The following is a 22,982-nucleotide window of genomic DNA, read 5'->3' as shown; positions in this document are numbered from 1 at the left end:
CGACTTGTTTTAAGCCTGATTAAGTCATTTAATCACTGTTTGATCTAGATTGATCTTTAATTCTTCTTGCTTATAGTATACAGTGGTAAATCATTACATAGTTCTAATGTGGAACTAAGGGGTAATCTCGTTGTTAATCTTAATTTTTGTCATTTAATTAATTGAAGTTTAAGTTCGAATTTAAGTTGAGTAATGTTGAAAATTTTGGTTTTCCAAACTGGTTATCCAATTTGGTTTACCAAATATATGTTATTTAATCGTTAAAAAAAGAGAAATTTACATTTTAACATCTTCGGGGTGACTTAATTTTTCTAAATCTGTTTTAAACCCTATATAATATTGAGGATTTGGTATTTAATTAACAAATGCCAACATTTTTGAGATAATGAATTTTGAATCCATTAATGCTAGTTTTTTATCTAAAATCTGTATTTTAATTCTTAAATTTGAACGGTTTTCTACACTGAAATTTCAATTGTTTTTACTTTTTAATAATAATCCTTGAATTCAAAATATTTGATTTTCATAGGTCTTTTTGATTTTTCTAAACACATATTAAAACATGAATATGAATACCGATTTTCAGCAATATGCTTATATACCTCTAAAACAATTTTCAAACAGGGTTTGGAGAACATATGAAGGTGGCGCCTTAATCGATAAATGGAAAAAAGATTCTCCAGAGGTTGATGGGAGCATGCCAGAGGAGTGGATAATGTCAACTGTGACGGCTAGGGGTAAGGGTAGACCTGAAAATGAAGGTCTATCTATGGTCCAAACACCTTCTGGAACTTATTCTTTAAAGGAATTGGTAGCGTCTAACAAAGAACTTTATTTAGGTAAGGCTTTGGCAGATAAATTTGGCACTACCGGTGTGCTGATAAAAATGTTGGACTCAAAAGAGCGATTAACCATACAGGTACACCCGGATAAAGACTATGCTAAAACCATGTTAGATTCCGCTTTTGGAAAAACAGAATCTTGGTATGTATTGAACAAACGTGAAATAAATGGCGAAAAGAGTGTCATTTACATGGGGTTTAAAGAAGGAGTGACCCGAGAACAGTGGGAAATCTTATTTAAAAATCAAGATATAGAAGGTATGCTAGACTGCCTTCATAAAATAGAGGTGAACCCTGGTGATGCTTATATGATTTATGGCGGAGTGCCACATGCCATTGGTAGTGGGTGTTTTTTAATGGAAGTACAAGAGCCTACGGATTATACTATGAGAGTAGAAAAAGTGACTCCCGCGGGATTAACAATTTCCGATGAGTTAATACACCAAGGTGTTGGTGAGCAAAATATGCTAGACTGTTTTCATTATGATGGTTGCTCTTATGAAGAGGCGTTGAAAAGGTGGAAAGTATCTCCAAAGACCATTGACTCATCTGATAAACATACCCTGAATACAATATTTAATGAAAGCCATACAGATTGCTTTGGTTTAAGTGAATTGGATTTAACTGTAAATGGTGAACATTCCTTAAAAGCTAATGGTAGTTTTTTTGTTGCTGTTATTTATTACGGTGAGGGTACAATCATTAGTGGAGGTAAGGAGTATAGTTTTGCTCAAGGCGATGAAATATTTTTTTCGGCCGCTATAGAGGAGGTCGTTTTTAAATCAAAAATAGCATCGAAAATATTACTTTGCTATCCGCCTAAATAGTTGATATTTTCCAAATAAGTAATTGTAGAGCAGCTTGAACTTTAAGTACTTTTAATAAAGAATTTTTAGTTTTTGTTGTTCTTCAACCTTAATTCCTCCAGATTTAATAAAAGTATTGTTTGTATAATGGTTATTCTTTTCTCCCCATAATAATGCTGCATAATCAACAGGGTTTTCTTTAAAAGTATTATTAGCTAACAAGACGTTGATAATTCCTTTTGTTTTGAGAAGAATACTACTTTTTTCAAGCTTTCCGCACGCAGTAAAATTGCTGTTGGTAACGGTTAAATGACCGCCAATAGTTGATTCGTCATATCCGTCCCTAAAGAAATCAATAACGTTTTTATCGATATTAAGAAACGTACAATGGTCAATTAATACCATTTCCGCATTATAATCTCCTTTTAAATCTGCGGCTAGAACAATGCCATTAGAGCAATTTTTAAACAGGGTGTTTTTAAGTGTGATGTTGTTTGCAAATGAGCCTTTGTACGCTTTTATGATAAATGCAAAATTCTCTATCTTACTATTGTCTACATCCACAGTATAGGCAGATGACATTTGATCTTTTAAAGGAGAAAAAGCAATTATATGGTCTAGGCCTTTTATATGAAGATCCTTTAACTTAAGATGTCCTTTTGGCATCATATTAAAGGCAACACTATCGGTAGCACCTGAAAATAGTATTTGCGCTTTATTTGTAGAATCTTTAGAACGTAGTGTGATGTCTTTATCTATAGATAATGGTTTTTCAATATGGTAAGCCGTATCTGTTAATTCAATAATATCGCCAGACTGGGCTTGCTCAATTTTACGGGCTAAATCTCCTTTAGTGGCTGTTGCTTTAATGATTTTAGGTTCATGTGTAACATTTTTTGGGGAGAACCAATCTGGTCCGTATTTGTTTTTGTCAATTACAAACTCTTCAGCAAGGGATAACTGGTTAATGGCACCTATTCTATTTTTATCTTTTCTACGAGATCCAAAAAGATCGGTTTCAATGAGCGGTACATCATTTCCAATATATGTGTCGCTTAAAATAGGATCGTTAATATCTGCAGATATATAAAGCCATTCGTTGACCTTTTTCATCTTAAGGTTACCGTTCTTTAGCACATTAAATTCGGAATACGTTTCACCATTATTGTCAATCACGTTGTTATGGAATTTAATCCCATTCATTTCGCTATGGTTAATTACAGGTAATTTATCAGTTCTTGTATTATAAATAAGATTATTGGTTACAATAGACCTAATTGGTGGTGCGGATCTAATTTCACTGGCAGGCAATACACTGGCACTTTCTATATTTTCTCCAATTCCTATTTGCCAAGGTGATTTGCAGTCTATCCAAGTGTTATTGGCTATGACTACATCAGATACTTGTAGGTAACGGTTCAAAGGTGTCATGGGAATACCGTTCATAATAGCAAGTGGAGACCTGAATTCTTGCCCTTTAATTTTATAGAAGTAATTATTGGTAATAGAATGTCCGGAGTTCACTACCCTTATACCACCATAAAAATCAGAATCGTCGCCCCCAATAAAAATGTTTCCGTTTACTTTGGCATAATTACTATGTCTTAGTACTAAAGACCCCTCTGATTTGTAAACAATATTTCTATTGAAAATATTAAAATTGGTTTTATCGGAGATGATTTCCACCTCCCCGTTGCAAGCTTCAAAATAGTTGTGGGATACATTCACATAACCAGGGGCAAAACGGGTTTTGCTATCGCCAATGCGTATGGTTTCCGCTCTTGGTCCACCTTTTCTAGGGCGCGGTCCAAAATAATTATGTGTAATTTGATGGTGGTTGTTTATATGCTGGTTTCCTGTAAAGAAAACCCGTAAAGTCTCTCCGTCATTAGATTTTCCGGAGACAAAGTTGTGGTCAAAACTGTTGTGCTTGCCATAAAATTCTATCCACCTATCATTAGTGTATCTATTGGGTTGGTTAAAATCTTTTAGAACGGTATTGGTTACTCGGCAGTAATTGGCAACACTGTCTTCATTGATCATAAACCGTATGATAGAACTATTAGGCGAGTAACCATTTCTAAAATAGAGTCCGCCAACGTGTAAATGTTCACCACCCAAATGTAGGTATGAATTGCCTTCTAGAAATACCTTGCCCGGTGTTTCTGCAATAATTGAGATAGGCTTGTCTTTGGTGCCGTGGCCGTAGAAGGTAATTCCGGTATTTTTCCAAATTCCATTAGAAAGTATAATGTTATCTCCTGGTTTGGACTGCTCGATAGCGTTCTTTAGTTCCGTGGCATTTTCAACATAAATGCCGTTATTTCCGATATTCTTTTTACATGATGCCAGAAGGAATAACATGGTTAATACCAGAGATATGTATTTCATAAGATTAAATATTCAATTGTAGTGTAATTTGAACGTGTTATTGAATAAAATCAATAAACCCGTTTAAGGCTACATAAAGCATATAGCAATTGAAAATGAAGGTGGCACCTAAAGCAAGATTCATCCACAAGCTAATTTTATGTTCTTTCATAATCGTTTCTTTATTTAAAAGAATAAGTAAAAACAATGTGATCAATGGCATTACAAACGGACTCAAAGCTTGCGAGGCTATTAAGATCCATACTGGTTTACCTCCTAGAACAGGAACAATTAGACCGGATAACGCCACTAAAACAACTATAAGTTTATAAAGCGGTTTTTTCATGTCACGCTCTGTATTGGTGTAATCTGCCACCAGCCATGGGAAAAGAAGTAGGTTAGGGAATATGGAAGATAAACCTGCCCCAATAATACCCAGTGTGAACAGGGTTAAGGCAAAATCTCCGGCCCAAGGTCCTAAGGCATGCATCATGTCAGTTGCATCATCTACCGGTGCGCCTTTAAAATATAATGTTCCGGTAGCACTGATCATAATGGCAAGACTAATAAAGAATGTCATGATCATAGATGACATGGCATCTTTATTTTCAGTCTTTAAATCCTTTAAACCCCAATTTTGTTCTTGAACCAAAATACTTCTAGAGGCTAAACATACACCAGCCATTGTGGTGCCTACAATACCGGCAATAACTAATCCGTTATTATCCCCTTTAGGTAGCTCCGGAAAAAATTCGGTGATAGAGGTACCTGCTTCATTAACGACCATAAAACTGGTTATAATGAAGGCTAGCGCCATAAAACCGACCATTATACTCATTGCTTTTATAAAATTTTCGTGTTTTCCGGTCCAGAAAAGAGCAATAAGCAATGCAATAAAGAAAATGGATACCATAGGACCGTTAAGGAAAGAGATTTCTGTTTTTACCGAAATCCATTCCATGGTAACTTCTGCTACAACACCCATTACACCTATACATGAAGAAACTATAGAGACGAGTAGGGCAGTAATTATAAATATAGTTAATGGCTTACCAAATGTCTTTTTAAAATTGAACATTAAGGTGTCTCCAGAAACTATGGTCAATTTACTTATGGCTACAAGAAGAAAATATGTAAAAAAGCATGATAGTAATAGCGCCCACGATAGGCTAAGGCCATATTTGGCACCGGAAACCACCATAGAGGTTACGCTTCCTGTTCCTACTACATAGCCAATAATAAAAAAAGCTGGACCAAAATTTTTAAGGCTTCGTTTTATCTTTCCTAAAAGGGGTAAATTGTCTGTTGCCATTATTTTTTGATTCAGCTTTTAAATTGATATTCGTTATCGCTATGAAAACGAATTAAAATGGTACACTACATTCGTAACAATTTTAATATTGATGCTTTATGGCATGGGTCATGAAAGGGGGCGTAACCAATGCAAAACGTAGCGTTAATTGAAATATATATCTTAATTATTTTTTGTCACCAAAGTAAGATGGACCCTCACCTGTTAAGAAATCTTCTCTTACAGGGCTGAAAGTATCAATAAGTTCTCCTTCTTCAAGGCAAACTGCGCTATGAAGTAAATTTGGCTCGATATAAACACCGTCTCCCGCTTCTACAATTTGCTTTACACCGTCAATTTCAAATTCGAATTTTCCTGACACACAATAAGTAGCCTGTGTATGAAAATGTTGATGTGGAGCCCCTAGTGCTCCTTTGTCGAATTTAACTCTTACCATCATAATTTGGTTGTCATAGCCTAAGAATTTTCTTGATACTCCGCCACCAAGAACTTCCCATTCCATATCTTTTGCAATGACATATTTTTCACTAAATCTTTTCATAATCTATTTCTGTTATTATTTGTTAAAGTGATAAGAACCTGACCATTCATAATTCTTATCGTTAATTTTTAATTTATGTTCAGCTTCCTTAGAGTTGTTTGTATTGGCTATAATGAATAGGCTTGTTTCGTCATTAATGGCTGTAATCTCAATGGCAGTATATGCGGCGGTATCTACTACAACTTTCAATTCTTGGATGTTACTGTTAGAGTTTATGGCTAATTCCGAAACCGGACTATAACTACCATGAGATTCAATTGTAGAAACGAACAATGTATTATTGATGTCTTTTCTACGTAAAATTACACCTGCTTCTCTCCTCAAATTAAATTCTGGATCGTTGGCACCAATTCTAACCAATTTTAATTCATCATTTGGTAATGTAGCTGATGTCATGGTGTAAAATCTACCATTGTCCAGCCAACTGAATTTTGTGTTTTCGTTATTTGTCATTCCGGTACCTTCCAACCATAAATGTTGGTAGCCGTTATGTTCACCTAAAGGTTCAAGGGTATTGGGGATTTTATAGTCTACATTGGTTTTTACTACTTGTCCCATGAAATAGAATGGAAGGTCATATTGGTTTGTACTGTCCGATGTCACTTTTAGAATATCCAACATAAACGGTTTTTCAAATCCATCTTGTTTAATGATGGCCATGGTCCTTTGCATTTTTGTTCCAGGATAGGCATTTGTTTCTGTAGCACTAACAATTTGAATATTTTCTTGAGAGCTATCAAATAGATACAAATTTGGGTGATACTTGCTACCTATATCATATTTTCCTTGGTAATGAGACTGTTCATTTTGAACCAGCGTGTTGTGCGCAACGGTTTGTTTTGCCCAAGTTTTGTTCTCTTTTAGATAATTGCCACCCCCTTTTTGTTCAATATTTACAAAACGTGCCAATCCGTAATCCTGTAATACTTCATTTCCATTTTCATAATAAGAATATGAGAGTTTATCATAATGACCGTGACTAGATCCTTGAGAAGCATATTTAAAAACAAGTTCTAATCCATCGCTTCTTAGAATTCCCACACCACCTTGTTTACCTTCTGGTCCATCAGACAGGTTGATGGATTTTTTTTCAAAAGGCTGCGCTTTTCCATTCTTAACACCTAAGGCAACGGCAAGTCCGGTATCATCTAGCAAAACTTTGTTCTGTTTAGCGGCAATACTTAAAAGACCAGGATCTTGATTGCCAAAATAATATGAAATATCTACGGCTGTAACCAATGCGTTATTATAATAGGACATTCCTTTTTGACCGTCGTTAAGGGGGAAGAAATCACCGTCTGCGTCAGATAAATTTAGAAGTGCATCTATAGATTTTAACAGTACGCCGTCTTTGTATTCAAAAATTTTAAGTTCAGGTTTTACGTTATGTAATCCTTCCGCAAAAATTAGAAATGGATACATGGCATAACGTTGATAATATGGCCCTTCGTTATAATAGCCATCCGGGGAAAATGGTTCTTCTATGTTTGCTAAAAATCCTGCTTTACCATCCTTATTTAAGAAACCGCCATCATCATCTTTTGCTGTCTTATCTAAACTGACCCCTTTTATGCCATATAAGGCGCGATCAATCAATTCTTTATCGTTCATGACCAGGCCTATCATACCTACGGCGGCATTACCCCACGTGCTGTGGTTGTGTACTCTTTGATAGAATTGCGGACTATCTACGGATATATGGTCGGCAAAAGGTCTAAAAAGATTTTTTTCAAGTTTCTTTCTTTCGGCTTTATCCAAATAATCATAAATGCAATCATATGCCTGACTAACATAGACCAGCCAATTGGAATCATTTAAACATTGCCAAAATAATTTACCTCTTGCGTACGACCTTGTTTTAGGGTGTAAGGGTAAGGTCTTGTACATTGCTTCATATTGCATAAGCATGTCTTTTACATATTTGGCATACTTTGCATCATCTAAAATTTGATAGAGAACACCTGCTTGCTGCATGACCACCATATTACGTTTATGACGTTCATGTGTGTAACCACCGGAATAATCTTGTGGCACCGGAGTGTCAATACCTAGTGCAATCTCTGCATCAACCTCTTGTTTTAACTTTTCTAGCGATGCATCAAAGAGGGGAACGTTACCCAGTTCTGCCCGTATATTTTGAACGCCGGCTTTGGTCAGAATCAAGCTGGGGTGCTCTTGGGCCATAGTGCTGAAACAAAGAAAAATGCAGCAAATAATTACTTGTATCGTTGTTATGTTTTTGGTCATTCTTGTTGTTAATTTTTAATAAGACCTAAGTCTTTGCCATCGGTACCTTTACCTTTTAAAGGGGAGTCTGTAGTTAATGAATAATTGCTACTTTCTTTAAAATCAGGGGTAAGTTGCCACTGATTTTCTACATGATATTTTTGGTCTCCGGTAACGATCAGTTTTTCTGAATTGCTTAAAGCGTTGTTGAGAACTTTTACAATAGGTTCACCAACTACCAAATGCATGTTTATGGCTTTACTGTCCTTAAAAATATTGTTCTTGATATCAATTTCCTGCACGCCGTATAACGAAAGGGTAGCGTCATATTTGTTCTTTTTGCCATAACCTACATGGTCAAAAACGTTGTGTTCTACTTCTAAGAACGGACCAAAAGTACTTTCATCTTTACCGCCTCTGTATAATCGTAATGCAGCGCCCTGTAAATCATTTATTGCGTTATTTTTCATTATAAAATACTCTACATTATATGCGCCAATGTCATCTGTTTCTTTATCCAATGCGGCAATACTGCCAGAAATATTCTTAAAGCTAGAGTTCTTTATGCTAATGGTATCGGCAAAAGTTCCTTTAGAAACACGTAGTACATCAAACGAGTGGTTGACAACCATATCTTTGAATTCACACTTTTCTATAAACAGTTTGTAATTATCTATCATACTGGTTTTGCTGGTACTTATTACAGCGTTACCTGCGTAATCCGGAGATTTTGTGCCGTCAAAAGTGATGTTTTCCAGTGATAGACTACCACCGTTCTGTATTTCAAAAGCCATCATTCTTTCAAAGAGAATGGTTGCTTTTTCATTACCTAGTGTTTTAAAAGTAAGTGGATGGTTAATGTTAATGGCTTTGGTCAGTAAGTATGTTCCGCCATCTTCAAGAATAATAATGTCGCCAGGTTTTGATGTTTTTACCACCTCGTACAGGGTGTTAATGCCAGCTTCAGCATTGATAACGTTGCCAGAGTTTAAGCTCACGTAATTATCAGTTTTAGAATACCAGGTTGTACCTGTATTTTCTTTAGTTGCAATTTTAGGACTGATAGATACTTTCGATTTGATTTTATTAGAAGTAGGAATCAATAATCCGTTCTCGTCTTTTACCAGTTTAATTTTGGCATTTTTAAACCCTTCTTCTATAGTGGTTTCAGAATGTTCACCAAGAATATTATTTTTAAAAGTAATGCCGCTAATATCATCATCAATGGTGAAAACATCTTTTTTGCTTTCATTATAAATGATGTTCTCTGAAAACTCTGATGTCCTTGGAGCCTGACTTCTTTCGGCGTCGCTGCCTGCACCAAAAAGAATGTTATCACAATTTACAAATGTGTTGTTGTTTACTTTAGAATCTATAACAGGTACATATCTATTAGGAGGTGAGTTTGGTACACCGTTCATCATAACAAAAGCACCTCTAAAACGATAGCCGGTTAAGCCAATATGGTAGTTATTTATTACAGTTTGGCTTTCATTGATTACACGAATACCGCCAGTGCTAGGTTTGTTGTTACCTATGAACACATTGCCATCCACTAAGGTTTCATTACCATGGCGCATAGTCAATGTGCCGGTACATTCAAAGAAAGTATTATACTTGAACGTGTTATTACAAGACTTGTTCGATATAATTTCATGCTCCCCATTAGTTCTGTCGAAATAATTGGATTCAACCAATGTGTTGGATTTTTCCAATGCATGGTGGCTGGTTCCAATTCTTAAGGTCTCGCCTCCGTTATTACCGTACGTAGGGCGTGGTCCAAAATAGTTATGGTCAATTTGGTGGTTATTGGCTCTACTATCTTCAGTATCTAAACCAACGATCATGGTTACCCCAAGGTTCTTTTTTCCTGCAATGTGATTGTGGTCAATTCTATTGTTTTTTCCGAAAATAGTGATCCAATAGTCCTGTACTTGACGTTCTGGGTTGTTGTAGTTATCGATTACACATTCGGTTAATCGGCAATTATTTGCCATTTTTTCCCTACTCTTTCTAAATGAAATTACAGCATTGGTAGGGGTGTGGCCATTTTTAAAAACCAAGCCCTTGACAATTAAATGATCTCCGGCAATTCTTAGGTTAGATTCACCGGATAGAATGACTTTGCCCATTTCTTCAACAGTAAGTGTTATGGGGTTTTCTGCCGTACCGTTGGCTTCAAAAAGTAATTCAGCATCTGTCCATACACCATTAGCGAGTACAATACTATCTCCAGGTTGTACTTGTTTTAGTTTAGCTTCAAACTCTTCTACGGTATGCACCAGGTTAGATGATGGGCTTGGCGTAAAGGAGAATACCAAACAAAGACATAAAACTGAAAATAATAGATGATGAGGTTTCATAAAGCAAAACTGGTTAACCAAATTGGTTTACCAAAAATAAGGATATTTGTAAGACTGGCAAATATTTAACATATTATAGGTGTTTTTAATTATGTTTTGATAATTTATACCTTGGACAATTACCAATTTCGTAATATTTAAATTTTGAAATTCGGTCGCTGATTTTCGCGATTTCTCCAATAAAATTTGTTCACTAAATGCCTTATTGTAAATTGGTTGAATAGAGTTGTTATAGATGATCGATGCTATTATAATTCCCAAGTTTCGCCCGGTAGTAGGGTTTTGGTTTCTTCAGGTGATTTTAATTTTGAAACCGTAAAAGAATTTTCATCCGCACTAGTAGAAGTGATTCGATATGTATTTCCAACTTTTTGAATGATAAAATCCGCATTTTTGGAAGTTCTCACGCTCAGTTCTTTGAACAAGATATTATTTGCATTAAAGAAATAAGCCGTGTTTTCTTTGCTGATGATGGTATAGCCTGCATTTTGAATTTTGGAAAGAGATGCGTTTATGTTCCATTCGTTCAAATTTAACGTTTCACTAGTCTCATCAATTCTGTTGTCATAGCCTTTGTACGGATATATAAGGGTTAAAAAGCTAAAATTCTTCTCATTCAATTTAGAAACTTGAGACCAATTTTTCCCTCTGCTGCCAGAAGTGATTACGGTATCTGTGGCATATAATTGTAAGATGTCATGTCCGCTAGCGTCCGGTGCGGTAGCCCGCAAAAGATTGGATCCATTTTCATTTGTATAATGTCCTTGCCAAACTTGTTTGTACTCATGTTCTTGATCAGAGGAAAAGTTGTCTTTCACGATCCAAAAATCATTTTTTACAGAGATGACCTGTCTTGAGTAACTAACACCTACATTGTCAAAACCATCATGCTTTCCAATGAACAGATCATAATCTTTGTGCGTGGTCCAATTAATAACGGTTGGCTTTGGCAAATTACCAAATTTGCCAAAGCCACTGCCTCCTTTGTTAGAAGTCCATTGTTTTCCCTGTAGCTCGTTATCTACTAAAGCCACATTCTTGACCATGGAGTTCTTGAATAATTCAAAATCTTTCAGCGAATATCTAACCTGATAATTTGGTAGAATGGCATGACCGTTTGCCATGGCTTGTATGCCTAGCATATCTCCATGTTGGTGGTCTGGTTTGTCCTCGTCTAATCCGGCACTAATCATCATCATTTTATCATTTGCATTCCATCCTTCACGCATAACGTAATAGTGAGTGTCCGTTAGTGCAAGAGATCCATAAGTAGGTTTCTTACGTTCAATATTTTGCAATAAATGCAGCTGATTTTGATTTAAGAACCAATACATTCTGTCATCTACATTATCCGAGGCAAAATACCCAAACTCAGGATTTTCAAATAATAAATATCCAAGGGTCATAACCTTTGATATATCATTGGTTTCTGCCCAAGGAATTTCAGTATCATCTTGTAATACAGGTGCACTTTTATCTGGGTAAGCTATTTTTGCCAATGTAGAGAATAAGCCCTCAAGCTTGTTCTTCCAAGAAGTATCAATAGTTATGTTGTTAATCTTAGCTAATTGGTATACGTAATAATAATTATTGATGTCGCTCATATGGTAATGAACAGAACGTTCAAATTGAAACCCGTCATCATTGATTTCCTTATCCAAATGCTCACTAAGGCGCTGCATTGCTGTGTTGTACCACAACTCTGTACCTTCAAAATCCCTCAATAAAATAGACAACATTGCCAAAGCCGACATACCTCTTGTTTGATGGTTACCTGGTTGAAACTCTTGGTTTCTTTCGTAAAGGTGTTGCCCGTGTTGCAGAAGGGTAGCTATTGTGGTTAATTGGTCCCTATCTGAATATTCGGCTTCGTTCAAGATTAAATTATGGATCCACAACCAATTCAGTATTCTATACCCGGATCTAAATACCTCATAAACTCCGTTACCGTCTTCAATTTTTTCATAAGCTCCACTTTCAAGTGCGGTATTTAAGGAGCGCATTTGAGTTTCAAAATATTGAATGTGTTTTGGGTCTCTATCCTCATTAAAATAGGTGAGAATAATATCTGCCATTTTGTGCTGTCTGGCTAAATGGCGTAGCGCGTAAGCATTTACTTTATCTCCGTTTAAATAATTAAAAGGCAAAACCCATTGGGTAGAATCAGCGAATTTTGAGATATGGTCTTGAGCTCTGCTCTTGTGCTCCTCAAAATTATGATACTTCTCATTGTAAAGGGCTAGTCTATTATCAACAGTGCGGTAATCATAGAAAAAACGTTCTGTAAACTTTCTTCTAAAATAGGCTGCCAACTGTTTATCCGTAATGTTGTTTTCATCAGAAAACTCAGCTTTTGTCTCGGGTTTAAGAACAGTGGCAAGTTCATTTACACCTAAAACGCTATCTGAGGAAATATGTTGAGCACATAGCATTGTTGAAAATCCTATAAGGAAAAGGGCTGCCGTATTTTTCATGTTTTAATATGTTAATACATTAGTTTTAATGGCAAATTCTCTTGTACCACCAATTCCCCAGAATTTTTAATTTCATTACCAGAAGCATTATTGTTTTTGGCTCCCCAAAGACGTGCAACAAGTTTTACAGGATTATCTATAAACTCATTGTTTTTAAGGTGTACATTGATAATTCCGTAGGTATTCAGTAGTAATCCTTCTTCAGCTTTTGAGCCACAATGCGTAAAAGTGCTATTGGTAATAATTAGATTACCGCCAACGGTAGATTCATCATATCCACCTCTGTAATAGTCGATCACATTGCTGGTTACACCATCAAATGTGCTGTTGTTAATGGTTATGTTTTCTGCATTGTATTCTCCTTTGTCTTCAGTTTCTTCAGATAGTTCAAGTCCGTTTGAACAGTTTAATACCGATGTAGATTCAAAAGTGATATGTTCTGAGAAGGAGTATTTATAGGCTTTTAGAACGTAATCAAAGTCAGAAATAATACAGTTTTCAACAGTAAGATTGTATAAGCTGGACATGCTTTCTTTTAAACTAGCAAAAGCGTATTGTTCTTTTTGACCATTTAAATGAACATTTCTAAGCATAAGTTCGCCTTTTGGGTGCATTTCAAAAGCAGGAGATTTAGATGCTCCACTATATTGTATGGTGGTCTTTGAGTTATTTGAAGGACCGGTAATAACTATTTTTTTATTGATTTTTAAGGGGGAATTTATCTCATAACGATCGGCAGATAGTACAATGGTATCCCCATTATTTGCAGAAGACAAAGCGCTTATAAGTGTTGTTGTGTTAGCAGCGGTATGTGTTTTGGTCAAGGAGTTTTTAGCGGTGTCTTTGTTGTACCAATCTGGTCCATATAATGAAATATTCATCATATCACTTTTGTCAGATGGCTTTTCTACAACTGCGCCTACCATGTTGTGATCAGCTCTGGGACTACCAAAAAGATCTGTTTTGATCTGGTCAAATTCAAAGCCGTGGTACAGCTTAAAATCGGGCATTGTTTTTTCGGGCATTAATATATCTCCTTTGGCAACCGTCATAGCAATATCTTCTTGTATGAGTCCGTCTACCGTTTTGAAAATGCCGCCTTGGTTGTTGATCATATTGCTCTTGAACAAAATACCATCTATGGAATCATGGGTGACTATAGGTTGTTTGTCCGGTGTTTCGTTATAGATTAGGTTATTGGCTACTATGGTACGTATAGGGGTTGCCGATCTTATCTCTGATTTTGGTAGGATGTCTTTTTGGTCAACATTAGATCCTACGCCAAATTGCCAAGGAGACACACAGTTTACCCAAGAATTATTGGCGACAACGACATCTGTAACCTGTAAATATCTATTTAATGGAGATTTAGGAATTCCGTTCATAACGGCCAATGGGCTTCTAAACGTTTGTCCGTTCAGGTTATAAAAGTAGTTATTGGTCACCCAATGACCCGTACCTATTAGCCTTACGCCACCAATTTGTTCAGATTTTTCATCACCAATAAAAATATTACCATCTACAATACAGTAGTTACCATGTCTGGTAACCAATGATCCTTCACTTTTATAAAATACATTGTTTCTAAATTCATTGAAATTTGTTTTGCTAGAGATAACCTCTACCTCGCCATTACAATGATCAAAAAAGTTGTTGGCTACCAAGGTATGGCTAGGAGCCATAGATGTAAAACTATTACCTAGTTGAATGGTCTCTGCACTGGGACCACCTTTTGGAGGTCTTGGTCCAAAATAATTGTTGGTAATCTTATGGTAATTTTTGATACTGTTGTTTCCTGCTAAATCTATTCTAACTGTTGGTCCTCTATTTGATTTTCCTTCAATATAGCAATGGTCAAGCTCATTATGTCTTCCTCTGAAACGAACCCATAAATCGGTCATGTTCCTTTGCGCCTTATTAAAATCGGTTATGGCGCTATTGATTACTTTGCAGTGATTGGCTACTGTATCCTGATCAATACCAAAATCTATAACGGCATCTGTTGGAGAAGCTCCATTAACAAAATGTAAACCATCTACAATAAGATATTCACCACCAATTTTAAGGTCAGATGTTCCTGTGATTTTAACCTCTCCGGGGGTTTCGGCTTTTAAGGTGATAGGGTTCTGTTGGTTGCCGTAGGCTACAAACTTAATGTTTACATTTTTCCAATCACCATTGGTCATAACAATTTCATCACCAGGTTTTGCATTTGCTAATGCCGTATTTAGCTCACTGATATCCTTTACGGTAATATTATTTACGTTGGTCTTTTTACCGCAAGAAATTAGGAGTAAGACGGCAGCTAATAGTGTAAAATACTTTTTCATTATAACGGGGTTAATCTTGTTCTATAAATGTAATGTGACAGGTGTATGTTATTAGTTGTGATTTGACATTAGATTTAATCGTCAAAAAATAGGTCGATTTATCAAAACTGGTTAACCAGTTTGGTTGACCAAAAATACATATATTTGTAAGACCTCCAAATTTTTAACATTAAAACTGGCAGTAAAACAATTTTAAGTAGGTGAAAATGAGAAATGATAATAAATCGATATCAAGAAGAGAATTCGCGAAAAAATCTGCTAGTGCCTTGGCAGGCATACCGTTACTACATGTAAATAATTCTTTTTTTCCATCATTAGCTACGAGTGAAGACGAATTGGAAATCAATCTGTTCTCCAAACATTTACAATTTTTGGATTACAATGAAATGTCTGCACAAGCGGCAGAAATAGGATTTAATGGATTGGATGTAACCGTACGTCCAAAAGGTCATGTATTGCCAGATAATGTTACAAACGATTTGCCTCGCGTAGTAGAAGCAATGAAAAAGTACGGGTTAAAACCTCAAATGATGACCACTAACGTTTGGGATATTTTACAACCAAATGAGTTGAATGTATTACAGACCGCAAGTCAATTAGGTTTTACACATTATCGTACCGGTTGGTTATCTTATCCTGAGGAAAAAACCATAGATGAAAGTATGGAGGAGTTTACTGATCAAGCGAAGAAGTTGGCAGAAGTAAATAAACAATTACGTTTGGTTGGTTGTTATCAAAACCATGCGGGTAATCATGTAGGTGCCCCAATTTGGGATCTGCCATCTATTTTTGCCAAGTCAGATACTAATTTTCTCGGTTGTCAGTATGATATTAGGCATGCCATAGTAGAAGGAGGTAAAAGTTGGGAATTGGATTTAAGGCGTATTCGGCCATTTATAAAATCTTTGGTCATCAAAGATTTTAAGTGGGGTCTTAAAGATGGTGTATGGCAGCCGATCAATACCCCTTTAGGTGAGGGAATGGTAGATTTTGTACATTATTTCTCTATACTAAAAAAGTATAAAATTAAGGTGCCTATGTCATTGCATTTAGAATATGATCTTGGTGGTGCGGAACATGGTGCAACAACCATAAAAATGGATAAAAAAGAAGTATTCGCTAAAATGAAAAAGGATTTAACCTTTATCAAAGAAGCATGGAAAAAGGCGGAATATTAAAATTATTGAAGAAGCAATTATGACCAAAGTATCAACATCTACAAAAAACAAATTAAAAAAAGTAAGTACCGCTACAGTAGCAACATGTCTTTTTAAAAAAGGATTGAAAAATCAATTTATACAGCATGTTAAACCGTTGAAATTAGGAAGGCCTACGATGGTCGGCGAAGCGTATACCTTGCGTTATATACCGGCAAGGGAAGATCTTAACCCAATTTCAGTATTTAGAGACCCAAAGCATTTGCAAAGGGTAGCAGTAGAGCAGTGTCCAGAAGGTGCTGTTTTGGTTATAGATAGCCGCCAGAATGCAAGGGCGGCATCGGCAGGGTCAATATTGATAACAAGGTTAATGGTTCGTGGGGTATCTGGAATTGTTACCGACGGCGGTTTTAGGGATTCTGCGGAAATTGCGGATCTGGATTTTTCATCATTCCATAATAGACCATCGGCACCTACAAACCTTACCCTGCACCAGGCAATTGCTATAAATGATCCTATCGGTTGTGGTGATGTTGCGGTATTTCCTGGAGATATTATACTGGGTGATGATGATGGTGTAATGGTTATTCCGGCGCATCTTGCAGATGAAGTAGCCAATGAATGTTTAGAAATGACCATGTATGAAGAGTTCGTAATGGAAAGTGTACAAGCAGGTACGCCTATTATCGGGCTTTATCCTATGGTGAGCGATGAAGCAAAAGCCAAGTTTGAAAAGTGGAAAGAGAAGAAAGAATAAACGAAATTAACATAGATTGAAAACAGAAAAAAAGTGATTTGATTCTTAAGAATTCAAATCACTTTTTTTGTTGCGTGCTATTATAACAAAGCGCAAATTTTTATTCTCCACCTCTGGCAGGATAATCATTTTTGGTAACGTAGTCAATTGCGTTTAAAATATCGTCCCAGTTAGGTCTTGCAAATGGCATGGTCTGTATGGCACTTGCATATAAAGTATTATCTGGTCGAATTAAAAACAATCCTGGTTCTGAAAATTCATCTGGCTCTTTGTCAGATGTTTTTTTAGAAACATATAGCCCCCATTCCCTTGCGGTTTCAATAGGTAAATTATAACCAACGGGTAGCTCAGGAATATTCCATTCGTTACCAGCCTTTTTTGCTCTTTCTTCACTATCGCTACTTATGGCGATTAAATGAACACCTCTATCGCTAAAATCCTTTAATTTTTTTGTTAGGGCTTCAAGGTAGTTTTTACAAACGGGGCAATGTAGACCTCTATAGAAAACAAGCATTGTAAATGCTTTACTATCTTGATCATACAAACTCCATTTTGTATCATTGATCAACGGCAATTTTAACTCAGGTACTTCTTGCGTAGGTTTTATCATTGTAATATTATTTTATAATTAGTATTGTATAAAGGTACAAGGGGCTTTGCTCAAAAGTTTGTTGAATAGCTTATAGAATTGATGCAATACATGAATGAAAGCCGTAGCTACTTACTGATTATTAGCTAACCATTCTTCATACTTTGCATATTGGCCACTAGAAAGAATTTCTTCTAATTGTCGGGTACGTTCACTTTCAATACTTCCTAACATTTCGCCACTTGGTGTGTTGGCCTGTTTAGTTTTAAATCTGTTCATGGCAGCGGTAAACGTACTTATTTGTTCGTTGCTCATTTCCAATTTTGTGAACATATCAGCATATTCATCTCTAATGGTAGTTGTGCTACCTTTTGCCATTACGTTGTTCATGGAACCTGTTGAGCCATTAGCTTGTGCGGCCATGTTTTGCTGATCAATAACCGATGTGTTGGAGGCTTCTGAATTTGTATTCTCAGTTGTTACGTTTTGTTCAGTACTTACCTGCTCGGTAACGGTTTCTGTTGGATTTGTTGTCGTCTGTTTTGTGCTTGAGCATGATGCTAATATCAAGGTCAATGCTGCAGTTATAACTATTGTATTTTTCATAATATTCATGTTTTAAGAGTGTTACTGAAAATTATGGTATATATGTAAATACTATAGTCGCTATAAAAAATAAAATTGACCCTACAGATTTAATTTAGAAGATTAGGTGCTAAATAGTGTTAAGATATTTATTTTTAATATAATTGTAAGAAAAAGATGTCTTTTTGTTCCCTCGCTATGTTAAAGAAATTGTTGTAGAATTTAATAATTAGACACCGGTTTTTATGTATAATTTGGTTTATAGGTCTATTGCCAAAACACTGAATGCAACCCAAATAAATGAAATACTCAATACCTCAAGAGATTTTAATTTTAAAAATGATATTACGGGTTGTTTAATATATCATGATGGAATGTTTATACAGTATTTGGAAGGGGAAGCAGAAGTTGTATTGACATTGTTCGAAAGGATAAAGGTTGATAATCGACATCATGAGGTAAAGCTGCTCTCTGAGGGAAATATCTATTCTAGGGAGTTTGATACTTGGAGTATGGCATTTCTATCGGATGAAATACCTAATGAGGCATTTGAATATATAAAGCTTATGGTGGGTTCTAGTGATGAAGATGAGGAAATGCACGTGATACCAAACCCCACTACCAAGAAATTTTGGTTGGCGGCAAAGAACTTACTTAACAGCCTAGAGCAGCGAGCCTAGTTAAATGTAGCTGGTGTGCCCCTAAGTCTCTTAAATTGCTCGTAGGCTTTGTCCACTTTATCTTTAGAAGCTTTTTTAAATTCAGTTTCGGTAACCTTGTAATGTGTTTGTACACTATCCAGTTTAACGCGCATTCTATGTAAGACCTGGGCATAATTGGTATTCATGATCAAATTCATTTTTTCATCTGGGTCTTTTTCAAGGTCGTATAACTCCCAAGTATCTATATCATCATAAAAATGTATTAGTTTATAACGTTTTGTTCGTATACCGTAATGCTTCTTCACCATGTGAAATGCGGGGTAATCGTAATAATGATAGTAGACCACATCTCTGTAATCGTCTTCGTTAAGTGTCCCGTTCAATAACCCGAAAAAAGATTCTCCTTGCATGTCTTTACTTAAATTGGAAAACCCGGTAAGTTCTAAAAAAGTAGGCGCGAAATCTAGATTTTGCACCATGGCATTGATTTTAGTTCCTGGTCTTATGGTACCAGGTAGCTGTATTAGTAGTGGTGTTTTAAAAGATTCTTCATACATAAAACGTTTATCGAACCAACCATTTTCACCCATCCAAAAACCTTGATCGGAAGTGTAGACCACTAGCGTGTTTTTGTCAAGACCGCTTTCTTCCAAATAATCAAGAATTTTGCCTACACCCTCATCTACTGCGGCAATAGTTGCCATATAATCTTGAAGGTAACGTTGACCTTTCCAAATGGCCAAATCTTTACCAGTTAAGTGAGCTTTATGAAAATCGTTGTTTTTATCTAAGTAAGCGGCATCCCAAGCGTCATGTTGTTTTGGGGTCATTCTATCAAAGTCCGTGGTCCATGGATTATTCAGGAGTTGTGTGCTCCCAAAAGATTTGGTCATTTTTAAATCATGGCCTTCGTACATGTCATTATATATGGTCTGTAGTTGCTCTTTAGAAGCCCATTGTTTATTAAAATCAGGGAAATAACTATCGGGTAATGGAAATTGTATAGAATCGTAAAGGTTTGCATGTCTCAGTGCGGGCATCCAATTTCTATGCGGTGCCTTATGTTGTACCATTAAAAAAAATGGAAGAGAATCTGTTCGGTCCTGTTGCAGCCACTGTAAGGCATCATTGGTAATAATATCGGTGGCATAGCCTTCTATACGGGTTGTATCGCCATGTTCAATAAAATCAGGATTATAATAGTTTCCTTGGTCTACAATAATTTTCCAATCATCAAATCCTTCCGGATAACCATGTAAATGCCACTTACCGAATACGGCGGTGTTATAACCAGATTGCTGTAGCATTTTAGGTAATGTGGGCTGACTACCGTTAAAGTGATCTCCGTTTTGTCTAAATCCGTTTATATGGCTATGTTTTCCGGTGAGGATCACTGCTCTGCTAGGACCACAAATGGAGTTGGTAACAAAACTGTTTTGGAATATGGCTCCATTCTCGGCAATCCTATCAATATTAGGAGTATTTGCCATTTTGCTGATGGGATGGCCATAAGCACTTATTGCTTGAATGGCGTGATCATCTGCCATGATAAATACGATATTTGGTTTTTGAGCGGTTTTTTTACTCGTATTTATTTTGGTGTTACAAGCAATGGTCAATAAGCCTATAAGCGTTAGGATGCCTAGTCGCATAGTCGAATTAAATTTTATTCTAAATATTGGATCAAAGATTTATTCCAGTTCAAATTCAGTAGACATCTCAGCATTGGAATTTCCACCTACGAAAACAATAAATTTCCCTGGTTCAGCTACAAATTTTAATTCACTGTTATAGAATTTTAAATCATTTGCAGAAAGGGAGATAGTCACTCTTTGGCTTTCCCCTTTTTTCAGGAATATTTTTTTAAAACCCTTAAGCTGTCTTTTTGGAGGTGTTATACTACGGACCTCATCTTTTAAGTAGAGCTGAACTACTTCTTCACCATCATAATTACCAGTGTTTTTTACGGTAAACGAGATATTTACAGCTTCATCTTGTGCTATTTTTTTCTTGTCAATAGCTATTGCACTATACTCAAATGTGGTATAACTCAGCCCATAACCAAAAGGGAAAAGGGGAGATAGTTCACTATCCAGGTAATTGGATTTGAACTTTTCAAATGTATGGGTAGGTGCTGGTCTACCTGTATTTTTCATACTGTGGTATATGGGGATTTGCCCTACGTTTCTAGGCCAACTTGCCGTTAATTTACCTGACGGATTATAATCTCCAAAAAGCACATCTGCAATAGCGTTACCGGCTTCAACACCAGGGTTCCAAACTTGTAGAATACTTACCGGTAGGTTAAATTCTTCTGCGATGGTCAGTGGTCTTCCACTAAAAAGTACCAATACCACAGGTTTGCCAGTCTCTGCCAAGGCATTGATTAATTTTTTTTGACTCTGAGGTATTGAAATTTCGGTTCTACTAGCTGCTTCCCCTGCAAACTCTGAAGCTTCCCCGACCACGGCAACGATGACGTCTGCATTTTTAGTGTTTTGCAAAGCTTCTGTAATCATGGCATCTGGCGATCGTTTATCAATATCTACGCGTAGCCCAAAAACATTGGCACGTGAAGCCAGTTCAGGGTCATTGGTGATATTAGCCCCTTTGGCGTACGTTATCTTAGCTTTTGGAGCTACATTTTTTAAACCTTCTAAAACCGGAATGGATAATTGAGGGTCACCTGTGGGTGCCCATGTACCCAGCATATTGTTTTTATCATTTGCCAAAGGACCAACCAATGCGATTTTAGCATCTTTTTTTAAAGGAAGTATGTTGTTCTCGTTTTTGAGAAGTACAAAGGATTGTGTGGCAATTTTTCTGGCAGCTGCTCTGTTTTCTGCGGTCAGGATATCCTTTTTAGGTCTTGAAGTGTCCGAGTATTTATAAGGGTCATCAAATAGTCCCAATTGATGCTTTGCGGTTAAAATCCTTCTACAGGCAATGGTAATGGCTTCTTTGGTTACCTTGCCTTCTTGTACGGATTTCTTAAGTGTGGTCAAAAAACCTTCGCCCACCATATCCATATCAAGTCCCGCATTAATGGCTTGGGCAGAAACAGCTTGCAGGTCTCCCAATCCATGCGCGGTCATTTCATTTACAGAAGTATAATCAGAAACAACAAAACCTTTAAAGCCCCATTGCTTTCTTAATAGGTCCGTAATCAACCATTTATTCCCAGTAGCAGGTATACCGTCAATATCATTAAAAGATGTCATGGCGCTACCTACGCCGGCATCTACAGCTGCTTGGTACGGTGGTAGGTACTGGTTGTACATTTTTACCTTACTCATATCAACCGAATTATAATCACGCCCAGCTTCAACGGCACCGTACAATGCCAAATGCTTAACCGTGGCCATCATGGTATACGCATTTTTTAAATCTTTTCCTTGGTAACCTTTTACCATTGCCTTTGCAATAGCCGATCCTAAGTATGGGTCTTCGCCAGAACCTTCAGAAATTCTTCCCCATCTGGCATCACGGGATATATCTACCATTGGTGAAAAATTCCAGTTAATACCATCTGCGGTAGCTTCTTTTGCAGCCATTTTTGCGGCACTTTCAATTAGTTCCATATTCCAACTAGAAGCCACACCCAATGGAATAGGGTAGGTGGTTTTGTAACCGTGAATAATATCGGAACCTATTAATAAAGGAATTTTTAATCTAGAATTTTTTATCGCTATTTCTTGTGCCTGCCTAACTTTCTCTGGTCCTGATACACCAAATAAACCACCTACTTGACCAGCTTTTATTTTTGCTTCAACATTTTCACTTACAACAGACCCCGTAGCAATACCGCCACCAGGTGTCAATAGATTTAGCTGTCCTATCTTTTCATCTAAAGTCATTTTGCTCAATAAGGCTTCAACTTCAGGTATGGTTTCTTGCGCAGACATTTTAGAAATGGCAAAAGACAATAGGAGTAATGGTAGTAATTTAAAGGTATGAGACATAAATAT

General features: G+C 36.5%; 15 protein-coding genes. 4 read left to right on the top strand and 11 right to left on the bottom strand.

All coding sequences use genetic code 11. The features are described 5' to 3' along the window. Positions 1 to 568 precede the first annotated feature (568 nt). A complete protein-coding gene (locus B2Z27_RS11405; RefSeq protein WP_286813752.1) occupies positions 569 to 1,669 on the top strand; it encodes a type I phosphomannose isomerase catalytic subunit in 1,101 nt (366 codons plus the stop codon). 51 nt (positions 1,670 to 1,720) lie between these two features. Here B2Z27_RS11405 and B2Z27_RS11400 read toward each other — a convergent pair whose 3' ends face one another. The 7 genes from B2Z27_RS11400 to B2Z27_RS11370 form a co-directional block, all read right to left on the bottom strand. Continuing rightward, positions 1,721 to 4,039 carry a chondroitinase-B domain-containing protein gene (locus tag B2Z27_RS11400; RefSeq protein WP_286813751.1) on the bottom strand — a complete coding sequence of 773 codons (2,319 nt, stop codon included), beginning with the start codon at positions 4,037 to 4,039 and terminating at the stop codon, positions 1,721 to 1,723. A 37-nt stretch (positions 4,040 to 4,076) separates the two neighbouring features. Then, a complete protein-coding gene (locus tag B2Z27_RS11395) occupies positions 4,077 to 5,330 on the bottom strand; it encodes an Nramp family divalent metal transporter (RefSeq protein ID WP_286813750.1) in 1,254 nt (417 codons plus the stop codon). A gap of 166 nt (positions 5,331 to 5,496) precedes the next feature. Further along, positions 5,497 to 5,871 carry a cupin domain-containing protein gene (locus tag B2Z27_RS11390; RefSeq protein WP_058105197.1) on the bottom strand — a complete coding sequence of 125 codons (375 nt, stop codon included), beginning with the start codon at positions 5,869 to 5,871 and terminating at the stop codon, positions 5,497 to 5,499. A gap of 15 nt (positions 5,872 to 5,886) precedes the next feature. Continuing rightward, the gene (locus tag B2Z27_RS11385) at positions 5,887 to 8,118 is read right to left on the bottom strand and encodes an alginate lyase family protein (protein ID WP_414673402.1); all 2,232 of its coding nucleotides are present in this window, start codon (positions 8,116 to 8,118) and stop codon (positions 5,887 to 5,889) included. Positions 8,119 to 8,126: 8 nt separating this feature from the next. Beyond that, positions 8,127 to 10,460, bottom strand: a complete 2,334-nt coding sequence (locus B2Z27_RS11380; protein WP_286813749.1) for a chondroitinase-B domain-containing protein — start codon at positions 10,458 to 10,460, stop codon at positions 8,127 to 8,129. Between the two features lie 248 nt (positions 10,461 to 10,708). Next, positions 10,709 to 12,934, bottom strand: a complete 2,226-nt coding sequence (locus B2Z27_RS11375) for a heparinase II/III family protein (protein ID WP_286813748.1) — start codon at positions 12,932 to 12,934, stop codon at positions 10,709 to 10,711. An 11-nt stretch (positions 12,935 to 12,945) separates the two neighbouring features. Continuing rightward, the gene (locus B2Z27_RS11370; RefSeq protein WP_286813747.1) at positions 12,946 to 15,264 is read right to left on the bottom strand and encodes a chondroitinase-B domain-containing protein; all 2,319 of its coding nucleotides are present in this window, start codon (positions 15,262 to 15,264) and stop codon (positions 12,946 to 12,948) included. A gap of 206 nt (positions 15,265 to 15,470) precedes the next feature. On the opposite strand from B2Z27_RS11370, the gene B2Z27_RS11365 reads away from it, so the two are divergent. Next, positions 15,471 to 16,442 (top strand): sugar phosphate isomerase/epimerase family protein, encoded by a 972-nt coding sequence (locus B2Z27_RS11365; protein WP_286813746.1) that lies wholly within the window; start codon positions 15,471 to 15,473, stop codon positions 16,440 to 16,442. Between the two features lie 19 nt (positions 16,443 to 16,461). Beyond that, the gene (locus B2Z27_RS11360; protein WP_286813745.1) at positions 16,462 to 17,178 is read left to right on the top strand and encodes a ribonuclease activity regulator RraA; all 717 of its coding nucleotides are present in this window, start codon (positions 16,462 to 16,464) and stop codon (positions 17,176 to 17,178) included. A gap of 100 nt (positions 17,179 to 17,278) precedes the next feature. Here B2Z27_RS11360 and B2Z27_RS11355 read toward each other — a convergent pair whose 3' ends face one another. Together B2Z27_RS11355 and B2Z27_RS11350 are read right to left on the bottom strand one after the other, a co-directional pair. Further along, entirely contained in the window at positions 17,279 to 17,788 is a 510-nt protein-coding gene (locus tag B2Z27_RS11355; RefSeq protein ID WP_058105204.1) for a peroxiredoxin-like family protein, read from the bottom strand. Between the two features lie 111 nt (positions 17,789 to 17,899). Further along, positions 17,900 to 18,373, bottom strand: coding sequence for a hypothetical protein (locus B2Z27_RS11350; protein ID WP_286813744.1), 474 nt, complete (start codon positions 18,371 to 18,373; stop codon positions 17,900 to 17,902). A gap of 224 nt (positions 18,374 to 18,597) precedes the next feature. On the opposite strand from B2Z27_RS11350, the gene B2Z27_RS11345 reads away from it, so the two are divergent. Further along, complete coding sequence (locus B2Z27_RS11345; RefSeq protein ID WP_286813743.1) at positions 18,598 to 19,032, top strand: BLUF domain-containing protein; 435 nt, start codon at positions 18,598 to 18,600, stop codon at positions 19,030 to 19,032. On the opposite strand, the gene B2Z27_RS11340 is transcribed toward B2Z27_RS11345, so the two are convergent. Together B2Z27_RS11340 and bglX are read right to left on the bottom strand one after the other, a co-directional pair. Then, positions 19,029 to 20,666, bottom strand: a complete 1,638-nt coding sequence (locus tag B2Z27_RS11340; protein ID WP_286813742.1) for a sulfatase family protein — start codon at positions 20,664 to 20,666, stop codon at positions 19,029 to 19,031. The two genes, B2Z27_RS11345 and B2Z27_RS11340, sit on opposite strands and share 4 nt — an antisense overlap. Before the next feature lie 39 nt (positions 20,667 to 20,705). Further along, positions 20,706 to 22,976 carry a beta-glucosidase BglX gene (bglX, locus tag B2Z27_RS11335; protein ID WP_286813741.1) on the bottom strand — a complete coding sequence of 757 codons (2,271 nt, stop codon included), beginning with the start codon at positions 22,974 to 22,976 and terminating at the stop codon, positions 20,706 to 20,708. Positions 22,977 to 22,982: the final 6 nt, after the last annotated feature.

The organism is Maribacter sp. UBA3344, from assembly GCF_002362375.1.
Classification (GTDB): Bacteria; Bacteroidota; Bacteroidia; order Flavobacteriales; family Flavobacteriaceae; genus Maribacter; species Maribacter dokdonensis.
This window is presented reverse-complemented; position numbering and strand designations above follow the sequence as displayed.